Below are 23477 nucleotides of genomic sequence, written 5' to 3' on the forward strand. Positions count from 1 at the left end.
CCAAGCTCAGCTTCGCCGGTGTGCGTTCAGCCGGTGTTCGACGAACAGTGAATATCGGGACATGCCGAAGCAGAACACGAAATAGATAATTCCGGCGAAGGCAAACCCTGTGAACAGGGTGGTCGGCGTCGCCCACGTTGGATCTGCGAACGAGGCCCGCAAGCTCCCGAGCAGATCGAACAGCGCGACGATCGAGACCAGCGAGGTATCCTTGAACAACGCGATAAAGCTGTTGACCAGTCCGGGGATGACATGCCGCAACGCCTGCGGCATCACGATCAGTCCTGTCGTCTTCCAGTACGACAAGCCAAGCGCATGGGCGGCCTCCGCCTGTCCGCGCGGGATCGCAGCCAGACCGCCGCGAATAACCTCGGCATTATAGGCGCCGGCGAACAGCGCGACGCCGATCAAAACCCGGACCAGACCATCGACGGTGAAGTTTCCGGGGAGGAAAAGCGGCAGCATGTAAGTCGCGAAAAACAGCACGGTGATCAGTGGAATGCCGCGCCAGAACTCGATGAAGGCGATCGAGAAAATCCGGATCAGCGGAATGGTGGAGCGTCGTCCAAGTGCCAGCGCGATTCCGATCGGTATCGAAGCTACGATGCCGGTAACCGACACCACCAGCGTCACCAGCAGACCGCCCCAGAGCCGGGTATTGACGATCGGCAGGCCGCCGCGATCGAGGTGCATCACCGCAATCACCAGACCAATACCGACGAACGTCGTCAGGCTGGTGAGCAGCGCGCGCCAGCCCGTGCGGAAGGCGCCGCTCAGAAGAAAGAGCAGCAGCGAAACGATCGCAGCGGTACACGCCAAATCGTACCAGACCGGTTGACCGGAGTTTTGGATCCGGTCGCGCAGCCAGATCAGGGGCCACGCCAGCGAGTTCAACGCATCGCCGATCCATGCAACGGCATTTCCCAGCAGCCACAGGGTCGAACCGATTCCGCTTGCCTCTCCAGAGGCGGCGAGCTGCCGCCCGGCATTGCCTACGCCGTCTGCAAAGCTCGACAGAATGCCGACGGTCCAACTTACGCCGAACCCATTGATGCCCCCGCCATGCAGCAGAAAAAATGCCACGACGGGAAAGGCGACAAAGAACACGCCCGCGTTGAGACTTTTGGCAGGCAATCGCGGAATCAGAAGCGGCAGCAGCAAAACAGCCGCCAGCAGAAATGTCAGATTCACCCGCCAGCGTTCGGGCTCGGGATAAAAGCCGTAGATGAACTGCGTGATTTTCGCCTGGACAAACGGCCAACATGCCCCGATCGACTGTCCCGCATCCGCAGCCAGACACGATGTTCGATCCTTGCCTTCCCAGACTGCGTCCACGAGAAGAAACCGGATCGTGGGGACAATGATGAACCAGAGCAGCAACGCACCCACGATGGTCAGCAGTGCATTGGTCGGGGTATTGAACAGACGGGTCCGCAGAAAGCCCACAAAGCCGATGGTTTTGATCGGCGCGGGCCGCTCCGGAACAAGATCGGCGCGAACGAACGACAGTGTGGGCTGATCGGTCATGCGCCGATGCTCCGCGCAAGACGCCAGCCGTAGAAGCTCATGATCGTGCTGGTCACCAGCGAAATCAGCAGATAAACGCCCATCGTGATCGCGATGATTTCGATGGCCTGTCCGGTCTGGCTCAACGTCGTTCCGGCAAAAACCGAAAACAGGTCCGGATATCCGATGGCGACAGCCAGTGACGAATTCTTGGTGAGGTTGAGATACTGATTGGTCAACGGCGGCAGAATGACCCGCATCGCCTGCGGCACCACGATCAATCGCAGCGTCGATCCGCGCGAGAGCCCGAGCGATGCCCCCGCCTCCATCTGCCCTTTGTGAACCGAGAGGATTCCGGCGCGCACGACTTCCGCGATGAAAGCGGCCGTATATGTCGAAAGCGCGATGGCGAGCGCAACGAATTCCGGGGTCACGCGCGCTCCGCCGGAGAAATTGAATCCTTTCAGGACAGGCATCTCGAACGTGAAGGGAGCGCCGAAAATCATCATTACGGCCAGCGGAACGCCGACCAGAAGCGTAGAAACGTAGGGCCAGACGATTACCACTCGTCCGCTTTGGAACAGCGCGCGGCGCGAATAGCTGCGCAAAAGCAGACAGCCGACGATGGCAGCCACAATCGCGATCATAAGGGCGACAAGCCCCTCGTGCCCGATCGGCTTCGGAATCACGAGACCGCGATTGTTGAGAAAGAAGCTGTCGAAGATTGAAACGCTTTGCCTTGGACTCGGCAGCGCCCCCAGCACAGCAAGATACCAGAACAGAATTTGAAACAGCAGCGGCAGGTTTCGAACCAGCTCGACATAGCCGCCGGAAATGCGCGATATCAGCCAGTTCGGTGACAGCCGACCAAGCGCCACGATAAAGCCGATGATCGTCGCGAAGAAGATGCCGACCACGGCCACCAGCAACGTGTTGAGAAGGCCGACCAGAAATACGCGCGTGTAGGTGTCGGTCTCGGAATATGGAATCAGGCTCTGGCTGACGCCAAAGCCGGCCGTGCGCGACATGAAATCAAAGCCGGACGCGACATGCTGCGTCTCCAGGTTTCCCCGAGCGTTGGCCACGATCTCATAACCGATCCATGCCAGCGCAGCGACGAACAGCACCTGGAGCGCGAGTCCGTCCCAACCTGCCCTGCCGCCAAGCGCGCGCCGTAGCTTTAAGAACAACTGAAGCGGCGGTTTTCGAGGCTCGGCGGCCATCGTTGTTTTCTGGCGTTGGCGCTAACGGATCGGCGGCGCGTACTGAATGCCGCCCTGGTTCCAGAGCCTGTTGAGCCCTCGCGCAATCCCGAGCTTCGAGCCGGCGCCGACGTTCCGATCAAACGACTCACCGTAATTGCCGACGGCTTTGACGATGCGCGACACCCAATCCTTGGTCACGCCAAGCTGTTCACCAAAATTGCCGTCGGTCCCAAAGACGCGTTTCAGTTCCGGGTTGTTCGATTTGGCCATCTCGTCGACATTCTTCTGGGTGATGCCGAGTTCTTCCGCGTCGATCATCGCAAACAGCGTCCACTTCACGAGATCAAACCACTGATCGTCGCCATGACGCACCATCGGCCCGAGCGGCTCCTTCGAGATCACCTCCGGCAACACCGCGTGATCGGCGGGATTGGAGAGCTTCAGCCGCTCCGCATAGAGCTGCGAAATATCGGACGTAAACACATCGCACCGGCCTGATTCGTAGGCCTTGATGGTTTCGTCGGCCGTGCTGAACGCGATGACCTCATACTTCATCTTGTTGCTCTTGAAATAGTCGGCAAGATTCTGTTCGGTCGTGGTGCCGGTCTGGACGCAGACGGACGCGCTGTTCAATTCCAGCGCCGAATTGACCTTGAGCGATTTCCTGACCAGAAAACCCTGTCCGTCGTAATAGGTCACGCCGGTGAAATTTGCGCCCAGCGACGTGTCGCGCGAGAGCGTCCATGTCGTGTTGCGCGACAGCACATCGATTTCGCCGGATTGCAAGGCGATAAACCGGTCTTTGGCAGACAGCGGAACGAATTTGACCTTGGTCGGATCGTTGAACACCACTGCCGCGATTGCGCGACAGACGTCGACATCGAGGCCGGTCCAGTTGCCTTTGTCGTCAGGCGCCGAGAACCCCGGCAACCCCTGGCTCACGCCACAGGACAGCATGCCTCGCGTCTTGACTGCTTCGAGCGTGGTCTTCACCTTCGCGGACTCCTGTGCGGAGGCCGATTGCAACGGAAGACCGGCGGCGATAGCGAAGATGACAGCAAGTACGCATTTCATGGCAATGCCTTTCAGGGACGTCAATGGATTGTCAGTTCGTTGCCGTTCGGACGCTCGGTTGAGTCCGGTCGATCGATTTGTTTTCCTCCTCCAGAATCCGGCCAAAGACGGACTTTGTCGATCACCGAGGTTGAGAACAGATCGAAACTCGCAGCGGGCCTCTCAACATGCGGTAAGCAGAGAGTCGGGTTTCATCACAGAACGACTGGCGGGCAGGGTCAAGGGGTTGACGAGGGTCTTCCCCTTCCTGTTACTAGTGAAATCACTCCGGAACTTAAGATCCGGCAAATTTCGAGGCAGCGCGTCAGCGGCAAAATGCCTCCTTTTGCAGCGGCGAACATAATGACCCTCTCAAAGGACGGCGGACCGACGGATTCGCTTCGAGCGGAAACCAGACTGGTCGTTTCGGGTCGAGATACCGAGGCCCAAAAGGGGTTTGTCAATCCGCCCGTCGTTCGCGGCTCGACCGTGCTCTACCCGACCGCGGGTGACCTTCACGCCCATCGCGGAGAATTCCATTACGGACGGCACGGCACTCCCACCACCCGCGCCTTGCAGGATGCGTTGACGGCGCTGGAAGGCCCGCAGTGCGCGGGCGTCGGGCTCGTTCCATCGGGGGTGTCTGCGATCTCCACCGCGCTGCTGTCGGTGCTGAAGGCCGGCGATCACCTCCTTGTCTGCGATAACGTCTATCGCCCCACGCGGAATTTCTGCGACGGGCTGCTGGCCCGCTACGGAGTCGAGACCACCTATTTCGATCCGCTGGTCGGTTCGGGTATCGCCGCGCTGTTTCGGCCCAACACCCGCGCGGTCATGGCCGAGGCTCCGGGTTCTCAGTCCCTGGAGATGCCCGACGTTCCGGCGATCGCCGCCGTCGCGCACGCGCGAGGCGCGCTCGTGGTCGACGACAATACGTGGGCCACTCCCCTGTTCCGCCGCGCACTCGAACAGGGCGTGGACATCAGCATTCAGGCGGCGACCAAATACATCGGCGGACATTCCGACATCATGTTCGGAACCATATCCGCCAACGCCAACGCGTGGCCGGCCGTCGCCGAGACCATCAGGCTGCTCGGCGTCTGCGCGGGACCTGACGATGTGTTTCTGGCATTGCGAGGACTGCGGACACTCGCAGTCAGGCTCGCGCACCACCAGCAAGCCGCGATCGACATGGCGCAGTGGCTCGCGAGACGGCCGGAAGTCGCGAGGGTCTTGCATCCGGCGCTCCCGGACGATCCCGGCCACGCGATCTGGAAGCGCGACTTCACCGGCGCGTCGGGGTTGTTCAGCATCGTCCTCAAGCCCGCGCCACAACAGGCCGTCGATGCGCTGCTCGATACGGTGAAGCTATTCGGCATGGGTTACTCGTGGGGCGGCTTTGAGAGTCTCGTCATTCCCTTCGATTGTGCGACCTACCGGACTGCCACAACCTGGGCGCCGGGCGGCCCGACGCTGCGGCTCCACATCGGGCTGGAGAGCGTGGATGATCTCAAGGCCGATCTCGACCGCGGGTTTGAAGCCGTCAACGCTCGGCGGTGAGCCTTTCTGATCTGCGCGCGGCCGCTTCTCATCCGCTCGTTTGATCGGCCAGCGGCGAAACAAACGAACAAAGCGATTGATCCGCCGCCGTTTGCCGATAGCCTCACCCTTCGACTCCAATTCGTTGACGGGAAACTCATGGGAAGCCTCGCTCTTCTCGATCTGATGGGTGGTATCGCGCTTTTGCTCTGGGGCCTTCATATGGTCCGGAGCGGAATCCTGCGCGCCTTCGGTCCGGACCTCCGCTGGTTTTTGGGCAAAGCGCTTCGCAATCGTTTTGCAGCGTTCGGCGCCGGCCTCGGTCTCACCGCCCTGCTCCAGAGCAGCACCGCCACCGGCCTGATTACCAGCTCGTTCGCGGCGGAAGGCCTCGTAAGCCTTGTTCCGGCGCTCGCGATCATGCTTGGCGCGAACGTCGGAACCACGCTGATCGTTGAGGTGCTGTCGTTCAATATCTCCGCCGTCGCGCCGATCTTCTTCGTGATCGGATTGGTGGCGTTCCGCAGCGGCGCCCGCTCGCGCATCAAGGATGTCGGCCGCGTCTTTATCGGCCTTGGTTTGATGCTGCTGGCGCTCCACATTTTGCTCACGACGCTTGCGCCGGCTGAAAACGCGCCGGGCGTGCGGGTTTTTCTGAACGCCATCACCGGCGACCCGATCCTGTGTATCCTCATCGGCGCCGCCGCGACATGGGCCGTCCATTCCAGCGTCGCGACCGTTCTCCTCATCATGTCGCTCGCCTACTCCCAATTCGTTTCGCCATATGCGGCCTTCGCGCTGGTGCTCGGCGCCAATATCGGCAGCGCCGTCAACCCGATCGTCGAAGGCGGCCGGCGCGACAATCCCGCGAGCTATCGGCTGCCGCTCGGCAACATGCTCAACCGGCTCATAGGAGTGTTGCTGGTCGCACCATTTCTGCAACCGATCGTGGATTTCATGCTGGCATGGCAGCCGAACCTCGCCACGGCGACCGCGACGTTTCACATTGCGTTCAATGTTATGACCGCAATCCTTTTTATCGGCCTGCTCGACGGTATGGCACGCATGCTGGAGCGGATTCTTCCCGAAAGGGTGCCCGAGTCCGATCCGTCGCGACCCCGCTATCTCGACGAGAGCGCGCTGGAAACGCCGTCGCTCGCGCTCGCCGACGCGGCGCGCGAAACGCTGCGCATGGGCGACCTCGTGGAAGCCATGCTGCGCAAGGTGATGGATGCGATGATGGCCAACGACAAATCGCTGGTCGATCAGGTTTCGCGGATGGACGACGGCGTCGACGGGCTCGATGAAGCCATCAAGCTCTACGTGACCAAACTGACCCGCGGCAGCCTCGACGAACGCGAGGGGCATCGCTCGATGGAAATCATCGCATTCGCCATCAACCTCGAACATATCGGCGACATCATCGACAAGAATCTGAGCGAGCTGGCCACCAAGAAAATCAAGCACCGCTTTCAGTTCTCGCCCGAAGGCGCCAGCGAGCTTTCTGCATTTCACAAGCGGATAATGGATTCGCTTCGTATCGCCTTCGGCATCTTCATGTCCGGCAATGTTGACGAGGCGCGCTGGCTTATCGCGGAGAAAGTCGCCTTGCGCAACTTCGAACTCGCGGCAACCGAACTGCACCTTGACCGGCTGCGCGAGGGGCGCCTCGAAACGATCGAGACGACGTCGCTGCATCTCGACGTCCTGCGCGATCTGCGGCGGATACATTCGCACATTTGCTCGGTCGCCTATCCGGTTCTTGATGCGGCAGGCGAGCTTCCGCCTTTGCGGCAGAGCGAAGCCGACTTGCTGGGGATTTCCACGCCAGCGCATCCGTCCACGCTCTGATCGAACGTGCGCTCAGGTCGATGATTGGCGTCCGTTGAGCATGATGAAGTAGACGTTCCGGAAATAGACGACAAGTCCGAGAGCCTGGCCCGCAATGAACACCGGGTCTCGCCGGTACAGGGCGTAAGCCAAGAGAAGAGTGCCGCCTCCGATCGAGAAGAACCAGAACGCAACCGGGACCACGCTTTTCCGCGCGCGTTCGGATGCAATCCATTGCACGACGAACCGCATGGTAAAGAATCCCTGCGCGACAAAACCGAGAACGACCCAGCCGTCGAACTGGGTGACGAACACGTCATAGAGATAGTTCGTCAGCATCCCGATGATATCAGTCATGACGCAATACCTCGGTTGCAACCGGCGTCGATTTCTTCCGACGGATGAGCCACCACACCCCGGCGAGGTCCATGATTCCGATCCACAGCCGATCGAAAAAACCGTAGTTCGATACGCCGGAGCGTCGCGGCCGGTCGGTCACGTCCACATAGGCGATGTCATGGCCTTCCCGCCGCACCAGCGCCGGAAGAAACCGGTGCAGGCCGTCGAAATAAGGCAGGGACAGGAATACCTCTCGCCGAAAGGCTTTCAGTCCGCAGCCGGTGTCGCGGGTGCCGTCGCTCAGCACCCGGCTTCGCACCTTGTTGGCGATCCGCGACTGGAGTTTCTTGAATCCGGTATCCTTGCGGCCGACGCGTTGGCCGGCGGCGAGACCGATACGATCGCCGCCGTTCTCGATCGCCGTTATCAACTCCGGCAGAAACGCCGGATTGTTCTGGCCGTCGCCGTCCAGCGTCGCAACGATCTTGCCGCGCGCCGCGCGCACCCCGGTCCGGACCGCCGCCGATTGTCCGGATGACTTTTCGTGGCGGATCTGACGCAGGTTTCCGCGCTTGGTCATAATCTCCGCCAATCGCTCGGCGGTCGCATCGGTGGAGCCATCGTTGATGTAGACGATCTCGTAAGCCCATCGACCGTCGAGCGCCGCAGCGATCTCGTCAACGAGGGGCGCGACATTGTCCGCCTCGTTGCGCACGGGCACAACAATGGAAACCGTCGGCGCGGTCGTGCTGGTGGACATATCGTCGTTCATCGTCCGGTTGGTCTGCTGCTGGTCAGAACCCGCGCCAAACTGGTCTGGCCGCGTCCGTTTCTTATGGCGCGAACGCGCCGTGGGCAACCCTTTTGAAAATGGTTTGCTTCGACGCGCGGAGAAGGTGATGGCCTCGCCAATCGCAGGAACGATTGCCCGGCGAACGGCTAGAGCCTTTTCGCTTCTGATGGAATCAGAAGCGAGGCTCTATAATTTTGAGTTGACGCGTTTTCTTCACGCGAACCGGTATCCACTTCGCTCGAAAACGCTCTAGGGCACCGGCGGCTTATCGCTACATCGTGCTAACCGCCCGGATATCCTAACGCGTTCCCTCCGAGCGGAAGATGGCGATCGAAATTGTTTTGCCCTGCGAGAAGTTATAGCCGTCAATCCGCGTGGCGACGTTGTAGCGTAGTCCGATGGCTTCGGCGCGCTGCGCGAAGGCCCGCTCGGAGCGCGATTCGACGAGCGCGAACCGGCAGCTTCCGTGGCCGAGGAAATCGGCGGCGCCGGGACCGTCCGTCAGCAGCGTCGATGTCCCCGTCATAAAGACCAGACTTGGCTCGTGGTAGCCCGCCGCAGCGACCTTTGGCCCGACACACACCACGTTTCGCAGCGCGCGCGCGACTTCCGGACTCGGGAACAGCGGCGTCAGCGCCGCGACAATGATCCCGTAGACGGAAACACTCAGGAACAGTGCCGCCATGACCGCATTCAGCAAGGAACGTTCCGCATTACGGTCGTCATAGAGCCACCACGCGAACAGTCCGGAGATCAGGGCCGCGGCGGCAAACGGCCATGCCAGAAACACCGGCTGGCGCGTGAGGGTAATGGTCGCGATGATCGCGAGCACCAGGGTGATCGCGGGAATGGCAAACCACCATGCCGTGCCCTTCGTGAGCCACGATCGGGACAGCACGCCGCGCTCCAGCGCGTAAACCGACAGGATCGCGATCGCCGGACACAGCGGCAGCACATAGTGCGGCAGTTTGGTCAATACCAGTTCGAACACGATCCAAGACGGAACCAGCCACGCGAGCAGAAACCGTACCCCCGGCTCCCGGCGTGCGCGCCAGACCGCAGGCGCCGCCAGCCCTGCCAGCGGCGCGCCGGGCCAGAACGTGATCCAGAACAGCAGGAAGTAAGTTCCGGGCGGTGCTCCATGTGATTCCTGAGCCGCAAGCTTGCTCAGCATGTCGCCGCCGATCGAGTCCGCGAAAAACGTATCTCCGGCGCGGAGGAAAATCGCAACGAACCACGGCATGACGAGGACCAGCATCCACATCAGCCCCCAGACGGGCCGCAGACCCTTTAGCCACGATGCAGAGCGATCGAGAATAACGACGGTCCCGATCGTCAATCCAACGAACATCAGGATCAGCGGACCCTTGAGCAAAATTCCACCGGCGAGCGCCGTCCAGAAGATGGCCGGATGTATCCACGAGGGATGCTCCAGGTTCTCGCGTCGCTGCGACGACAGATAGATCCGCGCGAGCGGACCCATCGCCGCGACAACGGTCAGCAGCAGCATGGCGTCGGTCTTTGCGAGCCGCGCTTCCACCCCGAGTAATACCGAACTGCACATGATCAGCCCGGCCAGAACAGCGCCGCGCCGCGTCACGAGAGCGAGCGCCGCCCAGTAGGTCAGGAGCACCGCGCCGATCGCACCGATCAGGGAGGGTACGCGATACAGCCAGATGCGGATTTGCGCCCGCGGGAGTCCGAGCGACGACGCCGTTTCCACGGCGGCTGCCTGCAACCAGTAAATGCCGACCGGCTTCTTGTAACGCACCTCGTTCTGAAAGCGGATGTCGACGAAATCGCCGGTCTCGACCATCTGCTTGGTCGCCTGCGCGAAACGAGGCTCGTCGCGGTCGATCGGCGGGATATTGAAAAAGCCGGGCAGAAAGAACAGCAGGCCGACGATCGCCAGAAATAACGCCGACCTGATGTGGCTGGAAGCAACAAAATCGATCACGTTGGCAAGGCCTCGCCCGGGATTCACCGGGTTCTTCGGCTCGCGCGATTGTCCAAATCGGGGACGGGGAAGGGTCTCGGCCATGGGTTCCGCATACGCTGAAGCCAACACAGGGACAACCGCTTAGCTGGTCACTATTGAATTCTGACGGTAACTGTGTCCGCGCTGCCAGCCGCGTCCATCACGGTCAGCCGAACGAATCCCGGCCCGGGGGGATCGATGATCCGCTGGCGGCGGCCGTCGATCTCCCCGACCGCAACCCCATTGACCAGCATCGTCATCGGCAAAACGCCGCCCGCCACTTTCACCGGTAGCGCGGAGAGCTTTATCCCGCCCCCTCCTCCGGCATCGATCCGCGAACCGTTCAGTGGAAACTGGATATGGAGCGTGTGCTTATTGCCGACCCGGATGAGTTCGCCCGCGGGACGAAACCGCCGCAAGGGAAGCGGGAGTTTTGCATTGCTGGCGATCAGGGTTCCACGCGGAGCTTTTGGCAGCGGCGCCAGCAACTTGCCGGTACGGGCGAAAGCATCGAACAAAACCGGCGCGGCTGCCACACGCCCGACCAGACCCGGCACCGGCGCGCCGTCCGGGCGCCCGACCCAGACGCCGATCGTCACGCGGCCGTCGAAGCCGACGGACCACGCATCGCGATAGCCGTAGCTGGTGCCGGTCTTGAAAGCGATCCGGTTCCGGACCGCGTTTTCCGGCGGTGGTGTCCCCAAAAGAACATTGCCGACCTGCCATGCCGCGACCGGATCCAGCAGTCGCAAAGGCTCCCGAACGCTGCCGCCGCCGCGCTCGATTTCACGCAAGGGCATCACGCTGCCCAGCCTGGGGATGCCGGAATAGGCCTGCACCAGATCATGCAGGGTCACTCCGACGCCGCCGAGTCCCATCGCCAGACCCGGGGCTTCGTCCTTCGGAAGCACGAGATCGGCGCCCGCCTGTTTCAGCCGCGACGACAACCGACTGGCGCCGACGCGGTCGAGCAGTTCGATCGCCGGAACATTGAGCGACAATTGCAGGGCGCGGCGCACCGCCACCGTGCCCTGGAACGTCATGTCGAAGTTTTCCGGCGCGTAACTGCCGAACCGGACCGGGCGATCGTCGATCAGGCTGTCCGGGTGAACGAAGCCGTCTTCGAACGCCAGTCCGTAGATAAACGGCTTCAGCGTCGATCCCGGCGAGCGCACGGCCCGGGTCATGTCCACCTGCCCGGCGCGTCGCTCGTTGAAATAATCTGCGGACCCGACATGGGCCAGCACATCGCCGGTGGCGTTGTCGACCGCGATGATGCCGATCGAAATGTCCGGCCCGAGCGCCCCCGCACGGTCGCGCGCCAGCGCTTCGAGCGTTCGCTGCAATCCGGACTCAAGCGTGAGTCGAATGACACTCGAATCCCTGACCGTCGCCAGAGCCCTATCCGCCGAATGCGGCGCCAGCATCGGAAATGGTTTGCGCATGCGCATGACCGGCACAGCCTTGGCCTGCGCGGCATCTTCCGCCGAGATACGCGATTCCTCGACCATGCGTTCGAGCACGCGGTCGCGGGCTGCGCGCGCAGCCGTCGGGTGCCGGTCGAGACGGCGCCTTTCCGGCGATTGCGGCAAGGCCACGAGCAGCGCCGACTCCGCCAGCGACAGCCGCTTCGGCTCCTTGCCGAAATAGGCAATGGACGCCGCGCGAATGCCTTCGAGATTGCCGCCGAACGGCGCAAGCGCCAGATACAGGTTGAGGATTTCATCCTTGGAGAGTTCGTGCTCGAGCTGGAACGCGCGCACCACCTGATGCAGCTTGGCGTAGATCGAGCGCCGGCGGCGCGGCTCGATCAGCCGGGCGAGCTGCATGGTGATGGTCGATCCGCCCGAGACGATGTGACCGCGCGTCAGGAGTTGCAACGCGGCGCGGCCGAGCGCGAGCGGATCGACGCCCGTGTGCGAATAGAAACGCTGGTCCTCATAGCCCAGCAGCAGGTTGAGATATCCCGGATCGACATCGGTCCTGGCATCGACCGGCAATCGCCACCTGCCGTCGGCCATGGCGAAAGCACGGAGCAATTTACCGTTGCGGTCGAGCACCGTCGTCGAGACCTCGCGCGCCTTCGCCAGCGGGAGCGGCCCGAGCGAAACGATCCAGCTCGCAATCGCGCCGGCGGTTACGACGGTTATGACCGCGACGACCGCCGCTGCCAGCTTCACCCGCCGCCAGCGGCGCGGTTGTATCGTCGGTGCCGTGGTGTCGGATGCGGTCATTTCGCGGGACGCACCTCGACGCGACCGGTGCCGGTGCGGCCGTAGCGCGAGGGATTGTACATGTCCTCGACATAGGCTTGCGGCAAAACATACTTGCCCGGCGAAACCGCCCGCACGACATAGGCGACGGTGAACACCGCCTTGTCGTTACCGGCGCGATCGAAGGCCGCAGTGAACCGATCGTCGCGGAATTCCGTATTGACCGGCTGCTGGCCCTCCTCGATCCAGTCGAGGGTGCCGGCGTCGCCGGACGAGACCAGGTGCGGATTGTCGATTTCGAAACCTGCCGGAAGATAGTCGGCCACCATGATGTGACCGTATTCCGGCTTGGCCTCGGTGATCCTGAGAACGACGGCCAACCTGTCGTTCTGCCTGGCCTGTGTCGGATCCGCCGGCGTCCCGTCGAGCGTGAAATAGTTTCGTTCGATCTCGAAACCGTTCGAGACAGCCGGCTCCGGGGTCATCGGCGCGCCGGCCACGGAAATCACCGCCTGCACCGGCGCATCGCCGGTATTGGCGATCTTGATCGGCTTGTCAGCCATCTCGGCTGCCTTGTAGCTGCGATAGAGCGCGGTTTTGACCGGTGTGCCATCGACATCGAGCGACATGGATTCTTTCGCAAGCGCCCTCGCCGCCAAAACCAGCCACGCGTTCTCCTGCGTCGAGGTAAAGGGCGTCAGTCCCCGCGCCGCCTCGACCCGCTGCACCGCCTGCGTCACCGTCGCTCGCGGCGCGTTGCCCTCGCTCGCCAGCGACACCAGCGCCGCGGCATCGCGCAGGGCCGAGCCGTAGTCCGTCCGGCCGAATTCGACGACCGGTTTCGGCGCCAGACTTTCAGCCGCCGCCGCATACACGCGTTCTGCACGCGCCCGGTCGCCGACCAGCGCTAGCGCCGCGGCCAGTTGCGCCTTGGCGATCGGGGTGGCCAGATTGTTCAGCTTGGTATCGGCCAGATAGCGCAGATCCCCGATCGGAGCGGCACCGTTCCTGGCGAGAACATAAAGCCCGTAAGCCAGTTCGCGGCCGCCATCCTTCTCTGGTTCGGAGGCATTCACAACCGAGTTGCGGATGCGATCGAGCGCGCTCTTGAACAGGGTTTCTGGTACCGCAAATCCCTTCTCGCGGGCGCGGGTCAGGAAGTCGGTGACATAGGTGTCGAGCCACGCGTCGTCGCCGCCGGATGACCACATGCCGAACGAGCCGTTCGAGCCTTGCCGGGCCAGCAGACGGTCGATCGAGCTTTTGATGCGCTCATCGATGCCGGTATCCATCGCGAGGTGTGCTCCGGCCGCGAGATCGTTGACATAGAGTAGCGGCATCGCCCGGCTGGTGATCTGCTCGGAACAGCCGAAGGGATAACGGTCGAGTGCCTTCAGGACGGTCGCCGCATCCAGCGCGGACGACAGGCCGACCGACATCGACACCCCGCCCGTTCCCGCCACGAGGTCGGAGAACATGTCCGAGGTCAGCGTCAGGCTCTCGCCTTTTGCCAGCGTGCGGACCGAGCGTCGGGCCAGTATCTGGGTCGCGGGCTTGACGTCGAGATCATAGTGCCGCGCCAGCGTCAGACCGTTCGGCCCCTTGATATCGACGTCGAATTGCGCGGCGCCGGCGGCGCCGCCAGCATTGAGCGTCAGCGCCATCGAGCTGCGCTGCTTGGCCGCGAGCGTGATCGTGGTCGCGGGATTGCCCGCCACCGTCACCGGCCCCGAGGCCTTGACGTTGACGGTGTAGTCGCCGGGCGCACCCTCGACGTTGTCGAGATCGAAGCTCATGGTGCCCTGGTCGCCGGTCAGCAGGAAGCGCGGCAGGGTCGCCGTCAGCACCACCGGATCGCGCACGGTGACATCGACCGTCGCGCGGCCAAGCTTGGTTGCGCTCCAGGCAACCGCCATCACCCGTGCGGTGCCGGCGAATTCCGGAATGTCAAAGCTGATCTCGGCCGTGCCGTCCGCGGCCACCGTGACGATGCCGGAATAGAGCGCGAGCGGCTTCTGCGTCGGCGGGCTGCCCTGCAACTCCGCTCCTGCCGAATCGCCGCCGGTCCTGAGTTGGCCGCGCGTGCCCTGCATGCCATCGATCAGTTGCCCGTAAAGATCACGGATTTCCGAGGTCATGCGGCGCTGGCCGAGATAGTAGTCGTCGGGTGCGGGTGGTTTGTAATTGGTGAGGTTGAGAATGCCGACATCGACGGCGGCAACGACGATCTTGGCGTCTTCGCCGGGGCTTAGACCGCCGATCTTCACAGGCAGCTTCAACGTCGTCGACGGCCGCACCAATGTCGGCGGCGACAGGTTGACCGACAGCGTACGCGCCGTCTTGTCGATGCCGAACCATTTGATGCCGATTGCGCGGCCGGGCATACGCTGGGCGGCAACGTCGAGCGGCCGACGCAGCGTCGCCACCACATAGGCGCCGGTGCCCCAATCCTTTCCGACCTGGATTTTGACCTGCGACGTGCCCTCCTTGACCTCGGTGGTCTGCGTCGTCAGCAGCCGGTCGCCGAGCACGTTGATCGTGAGTTTGCCGGCGGCTCGGGCATTGACCGAAACGATCATGGTGTCGCCGGACAGGTAATCCTGTTTGTCGATCGAGGTTTCCAGCAGGTCGGGCGTATCGGCGCTGCCGTCGGAATACCAGCCGACGTCGAACTGCACCGAGGTCAGCGGACCGTTGGGATCGGACGATTTGACATCGAGCCGGTAGCGTCCCGGCTGGGGAGAGAGTTCGATCCGCGCCGGCTTGTTGGCGGCAATCGTGAGATCGCCGTCGGCAACCCGTTTGGTCGACTTCACCGGCTCGTATTCCCAGTACGAATTCTGGCGATACCACTGATAGCGGCTCTCGAGCTTGAGCAGTTCGTAGCGCAGGCCCTCGCGCGCAAGCGAGGTACCGTCAGGGGCGACGAAGGCAACGTCGAAACCGGCCTTGTCGCCTTCCGCAACGTTCTTGTCGGCAAATAGCGGCTTGACGCCGATCATGGCGGCGGCGGGGGCGACCGGGAGCACCAGCTTCCGCTCAACCGCGCGTCCGCCAGCCTCGGCCATGCGAACGAAGATCTGCGCTTCCTGCGGGCGGGACGATGACGGCGGCGTCGCGAGGCTGACCGGAAACGTGGCAACACCGTTGGCGTCGGCTTCGGGCAGGTTTTCGATCGGCGTGCGCTCGTTGCTGGTGGTCTCGTCGTCGGCGACCCCGAACTGATATCCGGCATAACCCGGACGGCTGGCTGCAGGAGCCACCAGCATGTCGCCTTCGAGTTGCAGGCCGGATGCCGGCGCACCGTAGAGGAAATGGCCGTCAACCTTAAGTTCTACCGGAGCTTGAGCATCGATCTGCTTCGCCATGGTCATTAAGTCGAATTCTATCCTGTCCGGCACATAGTCTTCGACCATGAAGGTGGTTTCGCCGACCGACGGCCCCTTTGGGTCGGTAAACGCGCGAACCCGCCACGTCCCGGCCGGGACCGCCGAATTGAGCGGCAGGGTCAGGCTTCGCCCGCCCGCGCCCTGATCGGCCAGGACGGCACGGCGGAATTCGACCCCATCGGGCCGTTCCACCACCAGCGTCAACGGCCCGCCGGTCACGGCATTGCCCTGCCCGTCGCGCAGCAGCGCCGTGAGATAGACAGTCTCCCCGGAGCGATAGACGCCACGCTCGGCGTAAACGAACGCATCGGCCCCGGCAGGCACTGCCCGACCCGACACACCACGATCGGTGAGATCGAACGCGCTCGACTTCAAACTCAGGAACGCATAATCGGCCTTATCGGTGCTGACCGTCAGCAACGCCGGCGACAGTCCGCCCTCGCCTCCCGCGAGACCCGGCTCGAACAGCGCATGACCGGACTCGTCGGTCTTTCTGGTCGCAAGGATTTCGTTGTTGCGCGCGATCAGGCGGACTTCCGCCTTGCCCACCGCATCGGTCGTCGCCAGCGAATTGACGAAGACATGGATGCCGTCATTGCCGGAATAAGCGGTCAGGCCCAGATCGGAGACGATGAACCACTGGGTCGCCAGCGAGCCGGACTCCTCGTCGTTCGCCGATCCGGGACCCTTGGGCGCGGCCGTCATCACATAGACGCCGGGCTGGAGGTTCCCGAGCGCCTCATCCACAGGAAGCGCGGTGGTCACATCGGCGTTCAGCGTGGAGGCCGTCGTAACCTCGCCCGACCAGACCTTGACCCCGCGCTCGTTACCGATATCGGACAATTGATAGCCGCTGAGCGTCTTCTGGAAGTCGCTGTCGATCACGGTGTTGATGAGATTGCGGTCGCCGATCCGGAATACCTGCGCCGACACCGCCTGGGTATTCACGCTGACCAGCGGAATGCCGCGCTGGCCGGTGCGCGGCAGCACGTAAGCACGCCCGGTGAAGCGGACGAACGGCTTGCGATCCCGCACATAGACATTGAATTCAGCGGATTTCGGCAGGCTTTCCTTGACGGTCGACGGCAGGCCGGCGCGCAGGTTGATATTGTAGCGCTCGCCGTGCTTGAGGCCGTCGACGCAAAGCTGTTTGTCTTCCGACGACAGCGCCGGCCGGTCGGCGCCGGCTAGCGCTACGAACGGTGAAAAGTCGGTCCGCTTGGCAAGGTCCTCCGAGAACTGAAAGCAGACTCGCGGCGAGGCCGAATCCGAATCGACGGTGTAATCGAGCAGCCGGAAGCCGTGGTCGTCGCGCATCTTTTCGTACTGCTCGCGAACGTCGGCGACCTCGCGCAGATCGAGCGACAGACCCAGCGTATCGAGCGCCGGCCGCCACAGCTTGCGTTCCGAGAAAGCGCGCCCGAGCATCGCCAATGCATCAGCTTCGGCACCGGGATCACGCGCCCGCTGATAGGCGATATAGGCGGCGGTGGAGGCCCGCTCCCGCAGAAAGGTCTGTTCCTGGCTCGTGGTCGGCTTGATCTGGAAAATCGTCCGCGCCAGCCGCAGCCAGTTGCCGCTGTCGTCGGGAGCGACGGTCGCGATCTGGCCGAGGATATGAAGGCCGCTGCGAAAATCGGATCGCTTGAAGGCGGCGTCGGCATCGGTCCGCAGCGTCGGGGCCGATTTGGCGATGGTGCCGGCTTCGCTCTTGATCTGGGCTTCGAGCTTGATCGCCGCGTCGGCGAGATCGTCGCGCTTGAAAACCTTATCCGCCGCCTGCGCCGAAACAAACCCAATCGCCAGCGCCACGCAGAGGACTACGGTACGAACCATCCCGGTCATGAAAAGCTCCCTGCGCGAACAAATGCCGCCTGGTGTCCCGAATCCAAAGAAGTTCGCCTCACTGCGCTGCGCCTTCCTTAGCCTTAGCGAACTTCGTATTCGAAAGGACACCAGCAAACTTATGATTTGAGAGCGGTTTAGGTTCAGAAGCTCGCTTGGCAAACCCAAGGCTGCGGACAAAACAGCGGGCCGCCCCGTACCGGTTCGTCGCCCGATCCATCAGAATGGTTCGGATCGGGCTTGGCGCGAGGGCGGATTTTTCATATTGCGGTGATATGATGACGTTAACGGTCCCGTAGCTCAACTGGATAGAGTAGCGGATTTCTACTCCGCGGGTTGCAGGTTCGAATCCTGCCGGGATCGCCACCATTTTTATCGGGGTCGCCACCATTTTTATAAAGACCGCCAGCAAGTGCAGGTTACCAGTGGGGTTTTGACATTCGCGGCCGGGGTGCGCGGCCCGGGTCGCGAATGTCGAATTCACTCCTCTAGAACGGAATGTCGTCGTCCATATCGCTGCGGCGGGCACCGGCCGCAACGGTACGGCGCGGCGCACCGCCGGACGGGCTTCCGGCCCCGAAATCGCCGCCGGAGTCATCCGATCCGAAATTGCCGCCGCCGCCGCTGTTACGGCCATCGAGCATCGTCAGCGTCGAATTGAAATTCTGCAGCACGACTTCGGTGGAGTATTTTTCGACGCCGCTCTGGTCGGTCCATTTGCGGGTCTGCAACTGACCCTCGATGTAGACCTTCGCACCTTTCTTCAGATACTGCTCGGCGACCTTGCACAAACCTTCGTTGAAAATCACGACGCGGTGCCACTCGGTTTTCTCCTTGCGCTCGCCGCTGGTCTTGTCGCGCCAGGTTTCAGAGGTGGCGATCCGCAGATTAGCGATCGGCCGGCCGTCCTGGGTCCGCTTGATTTCGGGATCGGCGCCGAGATTGCCGATCAGAATGACCTTGTTCACGCTACCCGCCATCGCCGTTCTCCAATCTCCGGTCCCGATTTGCCAACACGCACAGGCGCCGCCGGTTCACCCCCGGCATCGCCTCTTCGCGGCTTCGTTCGCGAGCCTATACTCCCGTCATATCGTCGAGACGGTCAATTGACGGGTTATCCACCGGTCGAATATACAATGTTCCATATTTGTTCTCAAGGCCAGCAGTGCGAACAAAGTGCGGATCGGGCTTAGTAAAGATTCCACGCTGGTTTCAGATAAATGGGCTTCGGGACGGATCAATTTGGTCCGGAGTGTTGCACTTGAGAGACGGCATTTTGCAACGGCGGGCGGTATAGTGCCTCACGAATTTCAGACTGCCTATGCAGCGCTCGCGCCTGAGTTTGTTGAAAACAAAGCGGAAATCCGGGGAATCGCAATGAACAAGTTACTGATCGGGGTCGTCGGTGCTCTCGCCATTGGCCTCGGCGCCGCGCCGGCCACCGCGGCCGATCTGGCCCCGCGTCCTTATACCAAAGCTCCTCCGATGATCGCCGCGATCTACGACTGGAGCGGCTTCTATGTCGGCGCGAACGGCGGCTGGGGATCGAGCAGGAGTTGCTGGGACTTAACCGCCCCGGTCGCAGGTGGTTGCCATGACGCAACCGGCGGCACGATCGGCGGCCAGATCGGCTATCGTTGGCAGTCGAATAATCTGGTGTTCGGCCTTGAAGCCCAGGGCAACTGGGCTGATCTGAATGGCCGCAATGTTAGTATCGACTTCTCTCGCTTCACCAACCACAGCCGCCTTGATGCGTTTGGCCTGTTTACCGGCCAGATCGGCTACTCCTGGGATGCGACCCTGCTTTACGTGAAGGGCGGCGCCGCGGTGACATCCAACCGCTATCGGAGCGTCGATAACGTATCCGGCCTTCAGGCGGCCGACAGCGTCAATGACACGCGCTGGGGCGGCGTGGTCGGCGTCGGCCTCGAATACGGCTTCGCACCGAACTGGTCGCTCGGCTTCGAATACGATCACATCTTCATGGGCAACAGCAGCCACACCTTCATCAACAACGGCGTCATTGGTGCCCCTGGTACGACGTTCGGAACCGACAACATTCGTCAGGACGTGGACCTCGTCACCGCGCGCATCAACTACCGCTGGGGCGGCCCGGCCATTGCGCGGTACTGATCACCTCTGATCCGAACCTCTCTCGGAAACTACGGAAGGCCGGCTTTTTGAGCCGGCCTTTTTGTTTGAGCACCGCCAGTATCGGTGCGCGTTCGCAGGAGACCGCTGCCAAAATTGGCAGCCATGCTGATACGGCCGGACTCCCCTCGCGACGAAATCGGTGATGATCGCTGACGCCCTCTGGAAATCGTCCGCCGTTCTATCTACGTTCCACAGATAGCCACACATGGCGCCAGCCTGGATCTCCCCCGGTACGGCGCGCCCGAACGCGGCGGGCTTTCGCGCCCGGAAAAGCCTGTCATGGATGAAGTCATCAAGGCGAAGCGGCAACAACCCGGTTCCGCTACACGCGCCATCACAATTCGCGGCGCTCGCGAACACAACCTGAAGAACGTCGATCTTGAAATCCCGCGCGACAAACTGGTGGTGTTCACCGGTCTGTCCGGCTCCGGCAAGTCGTCGCTGGCGTTCGACACCATCTATGCCGAGGGCCAGCGCCGTTATGTCGAGTCGCTGTCGGCCTATGCGCGCCAGTTCCTGGAGATGATGCAGAAGCCCGACGTCGATCAGATCGACGGGCTGTCGCCGGCGATCTCCATCGAACAGAAGACCACCTCGAAGAATCCACGCTCGACGGTGGGCACCGTCACCGAGATCTACGACTACATGCGGCTGCTGTGGGCGCGCGTTGGCGTGCCCTATTCGCCCGCAACCGGTCTGCCCATCGAAAGCCAGACGGTGTCGCAGATGGTCGACCGCGTACTGGCGCTGCCCGAAGGCACGCGGCTCTATCTGCTGGCGCCGGTCGTGCGCGGCCGCAAGGGCGAGTATCGAAAAGAACTGGCGGAGTATCTCAAGAAGGGTTTTCAGCGCGTCAAGATCGACGGCGCGTTTCACGAACTCGCGGACGCCCCGGCGCTCGACAAAAAGTTTCCGCACGACATGGACGTTGTGGTCGATCGCATCGTGGTGCGGCCGGACATCGGCCAGCGGCTGGCGGAAAGCTTCGAGACCGCCTTGAAACTCGCCGAGGGGCTGGCGGTGATCGAGTACGCCGACGCGCCTGCGTCATCACCGGGCCGCACCGAAGGGGCGAGGCCCGGTGATCCATCATCTTCGAAAGAGATGGATGGCGGGGTCAAGCCCGGCCACGACGAGAAGAAAAAAGTGGCAAAAATCCACGACAAGAGCGGGCCCGAACGCATCCTGTTCTCGGAAAAGTTCGCCTGCCCCGTGTCCGGCTTCACCCTTCCCGAAATCGAGCCCCGGCTCTTTTCGTTCAACAATCCCTACGGCGCCTGCCCGAAGTGCGGCGGCCTTGGAATCGAGCAGCATGTCGATGAAGACCTCATCATTCCCGACAAGGAACAGACGCTGCGCAAGGGCGCGATCGCGCCGTGGGCAAAATCGTCGTCGCCCTACTATCTGCAGACCCTGACCGCGCTCGGCAAATTCTACAAGTTCACGCTGGACACCAAGTGGAAGGATCTGCCGAAGAAGACGCAGGCCGCGCTGCTGCATGGCTCCGGCGACGACGAGATCAAGTTCTCCTACGAGGACGGCGTACGCTCCTACGACACCAGGAAGCCGTTCGAGGGCGTCGTCACCAACATCGATCGCCGTTTCCGCGAGACCGAAAGCGAATGGGCGCGCGAGGAGCTCGGGAAATATTTTTCCGACGTGCCGTGCGAGGCCTGCAAGGGGTATCGGCTCAAGCCCGAGGCGTTGTGCGTCAGGATCGGCGGCAAGCACATCGGCGAGATCAGCGAACTGTCCGTGCGCCACGCCGGCGAATGGTTCGAGACCGTTCCGAAAATGCTGTCGGCGCAGCAGAACGAAATCGCCGGTCGGGTGCTCAAGGAGATCCGCGATCGGCTGTCGTTCCTGCTCGACGTTGGCCTCAACTATCTTACGCTGTCGCGCGCTTCCGGTACGCTGTCCGGCGGCGAGAGCCAGCGCATTCGGCTGGCCTCGCAAATCGGTTCGGGCCTGACCGGGGTGCTCTATGTGCTGGATGAACCTTCTATTGGTTTGCACCAGCGCGACAACGCCCGCCTGCTCGAAACCTTGAAGCGGCTGCGCAACCTCGGCAACACCGTGATCGTTGTCGAACATGACGAAGACGCCATCCGCCTCGCCGACCATGTGCTCGACATCGGCCCGGGCGCCGGTGTTCACGGCGGCCATATCGTGGCGCAGGGCACGCCCGCAGATATCATGCGAAACCCGAAGTCGCTGACCGGCAAATATCTTACCGGCGACCTGGCGGTCGAGGTGCCCGAGCGGCGGCCGCCGAACCATCGCCGCACCATCAAGGTGGTGAACGCGCGCGGCAACAACCTCAAGAACGTCACCGCGGAAATTCCGCTCGGTCTGTTCACCTGCATCACCGGCGTCTCCGGCGGCGGCAAGTCGACACTGCTGATCGACACGGTCTACAAGGCGATCGCGCGAAGGCTCAACAACGCCAGCGAAGGCGCCGCTCCGCACGACCGCATCGAGGGCCTCGAACACATCGACAAGATCATCGACATCGATCAGTCGCCGATCGGCCGCACGCCGCGCTCGAATCCCGCAACCTATACCGGCGCCTTCACGCCGATCCGCGAGTGGTTCGCCGGCCTGCCGGAGGCCAAGGCGCGCGGTTATGCGCCGGGCCGCTTCTCGTTCAACGTCAAGGGCGGCCGCTGCGAGGCCTGCCAGGGCGACGGCGTCATCAAGATCGAGATGCACTTCCTGCCCGACGTCTACGTCACCTGCGACACCTGCAAGGGCAAGCGCTACAACCGCGAGACGCTGGAGGTGTTGTTCAAGGGCAAGTCGATCTCGGACGTGCTCGACATGACGGTCGAGGAAGCCGCCGAATTCTTCAAGGCGGTCCCGCGCGTGCGCGAAACCTTCAAGACGCTGCATCGCGTCGGCCTCGACTACATTCGTGTGGGGCAGCAGGCCACCACGCTGTCAGGCGGCGAGGCGCAGCGTGTCAAGCTCGCCAAGGAACTGTCGAAGCGCGCGACGGGACGCACGCTCTACATTCTGGACGAGCCGACCACCGGTCTGCATTTCCATGACGTGAAGAAGCTTCTGGAAGTGCTGCACGAGCTGGTGGCGCAGGGCAATACCGTCGTGGTGATCGAACACAACCTCGAAGTCATCAAGACCGCGGATTGGGTGATCGATCTCGGCCCCGAAGGTGGCGACGGCGGCGGCGAGGTCGTAGCCTGGGGACCGCCGGAAGACATCGCAAAAGCTTCGCGCAGCCATACGGGAAAATTTCTGAGGCCGGTGCTGGAAAAGGCAGGAAAGCCGAAGCGGCGAGATGCCAGCGAGGCGGCGGAGTAATACCAATCGAGTCTGGGAATCGATCGGGTAATCGATAAGTAATTTTGGCGATGGCTTGTCTGGATTTGCCGGAAAATCCTGTGTTCGCCTCTCTCCGGTTAGAGTCCCGATTGAGGAAGGCCGGACATCTTATTAATCTTGTTAGGGAGACTGGACGTCACCTTTGAGCGGCATCAGGAGATTCCGGCAGGCTGAAAGGTGGACCCTTGAAGGGGAGAATACCCCGATCATGACAATTCCGTAACGCGCATTGTGGAACTTGCCTCACATCGCCACGTTGAGGTCGTGGAACAAAGCCTCGGATTTATGAAT

General features: G+C 62.3%; 13 protein-coding genes and 1 tRNA gene. 5 read left to right on the forward strand and 9 right to left on the reverse strand.

The genetic code is table 11. The features are described from left to right. Window positions 1-6: 6 nt before the first annotated feature. Genes NHAM_RS10530 through NHAM_RS10540 form a run of 3 tightly spaced genes read right to left on the reverse strand, consistent with a single transcriptional unit; the run spans window position 7 to window position 3785 of the window. Window positions 7-1527 carry an amino acid ABC transporter permease gene (locus tag NHAM_RS10530; RefSeq protein WP_011510545.1) on the reverse strand — a complete coding sequence of 507 codons (1521 nt, stop codon included), beginning with the start codon at window positions 1525-1527 and terminating at the stop codon, window positions 7-9. Continuing rightward, window positions 1524-2729, reverse strand: coding sequence for an amino acid ABC transporter permease (locus NHAM_RS10535; protein WP_011510546.1), 1206 nt, complete (start codon window positions 2727-2729; stop codon window positions 1524-1526). Before NHAM_RS10535 ends, NHAM_RS10530 begins: the two co-directional genes overlap by 4 nt. A gap of 21 nt (window positions 2730-2750) precedes the next feature. Further along, a complete protein-coding gene (locus tag NHAM_RS10540) occupies window positions 2751-3785 on the reverse strand; it encodes an amino acid ABC transporter substrate-binding protein (RefSeq protein ID WP_011510547.1) in 1035 nt (344 codons plus the stop codon). A gap of 342 nt (window positions 3786-4127) precedes the next feature. Between NHAM_RS10540 and metC the strand changes: the two genes are divergently transcribed. Together metC and NHAM_RS10550 are read left to right on the forward strand one after the other, a co-directional pair. Then, complete coding sequence (gene metC / locus NHAM_RS10545) at window positions 4128-5324, forward strand: cystathionine beta-lyase (protein ID WP_011510548.1); 1197 nt, start codon at window positions 4128-4130, stop codon at window positions 5322-5324. A 138-nt stretch (window positions 5325-5462) separates the two neighbouring features. Then, window positions 5463-7154: a Na/Pi cotransporter family protein gene (locus NHAM_RS10550; RefSeq protein ID WP_011510549.1), complete on the forward strand. Its 1692-nt coding sequence runs from the start codon at window positions 5463-5465 to the stop codon at window positions 7152-7154. Window positions 7155-7166: 12 nt separating this feature from the next. Here NHAM_RS10550 and NHAM_RS10555 read toward each other — a convergent pair whose 3' ends face one another. The 5 genes from NHAM_RS10555 to NHAM_RS10575 form a co-directional block, all read right to left on the reverse strand. Continuing rightward, window positions 7167-7490, reverse strand: coding sequence for a lipid-A-disaccharide synthase N-terminal domain-containing protein (locus NHAM_RS10555; RefSeq protein ID WP_011510550.1), 324 nt, complete (start codon window positions 7488-7490; stop codon window positions 7167-7169). Beyond that, entirely contained in the window at window positions 7483-8244 is a 762-nt protein-coding gene (locus NHAM_RS10560) for a glycosyltransferase family 2 protein (RefSeq protein WP_011510551.1), read from the reverse strand. The genes NHAM_RS10555 and NHAM_RS10560 overlap by 8 nt, the downstream gene beginning before the upstream one ends. Window positions 8245-8563: 319 nt before the next feature. Next, entirely contained in the window at window positions 8564-10306 is a 1743-nt protein-coding gene (locus tag NHAM_RS10565; protein WP_011510552.1) for an ArnT family glycosyltransferase, read from the reverse strand. Window positions 10307-10356: 50 nt separating this feature from the next. Beyond that, window positions 10357-12477 carry a penicillin-binding protein 1C gene (gene pbpC, locus NHAM_RS10570; RefSeq protein ID WP_011510553.1) on the reverse strand — a complete coding sequence of 707 codons (2121 nt, stop codon included), beginning with the start codon at window positions 12475-12477 and terminating at the stop codon, window positions 10357-10359. Beyond that, the gene (locus NHAM_RS10575; RefSeq protein WP_011510554.1) at window positions 12474-17690 is read right to left on the reverse strand and encodes an alpha-2-macroglobulin family protein; all 5217 of its coding nucleotides are present in this window, start codon (window positions 17688-17690) and stop codon (window positions 12474-12476) included. Before NHAM_RS10575 ends, pbpC begins: the two co-directional genes overlap by 4 nt. Before the next feature lie 289 nt (window positions 17691-17979). Between NHAM_RS10575 and NHAM_RS10580 the strand changes: the two genes are divergently transcribed. Beyond that, a tRNA-Arg gene (locus tag NHAM_RS10580) sits at window positions 17980-18056 on the forward strand. Window positions 18057-18178: 122 nt separating this feature from the next. On the opposite strand, the gene NHAM_RS10585 is transcribed toward NHAM_RS10580, so the two are convergent. After that, window positions 18179-18670, reverse strand: coding sequence for a single-stranded DNA-binding protein (locus tag NHAM_RS10585; RefSeq protein WP_011510555.1), 492 nt, complete (start codon window positions 18668-18670; stop codon window positions 18179-18181). A gap of 397 nt (window positions 18671-19067) precedes the next feature. Between NHAM_RS10585 and NHAM_RS10590 the strand changes: the two genes are divergently transcribed. Together NHAM_RS10590 and uvrA are read left to right on the forward strand one after the other, a co-directional pair. Continuing rightward, the gene (locus NHAM_RS10590; RefSeq protein WP_011510556.1) at window positions 19068-19823 is read left to right on the forward strand and encodes an outer membrane protein; all 756 of its coding nucleotides are present in this window, start codon (window positions 19068-19070) and stop codon (window positions 19821-19823) included. Window positions 19824-20123: 300 nt separating this feature from the next. Continuing rightward, window positions 20124-23165, forward strand: a complete 3042-nt coding sequence (gene uvrA, locus NHAM_RS10595) for an excinuclease ABC subunit UvrA (RefSeq protein ID WP_011510557.1) — start codon at window positions 20124-20126, stop codon at window positions 23163-23165. The last annotated feature ends 312 nt before the right edge of the window (window positions 23166-23477 follow it).

It is taken from the genome of Nitrobacter hamburgensis X14 (assembly GCF_000013885.1).
Classification (GTDB): Bacteria; Pseudomonadota; Alphaproteobacteria; order Rhizobiales; family Xanthobacteraceae; genus Nitrobacter; species Nitrobacter hamburgensis.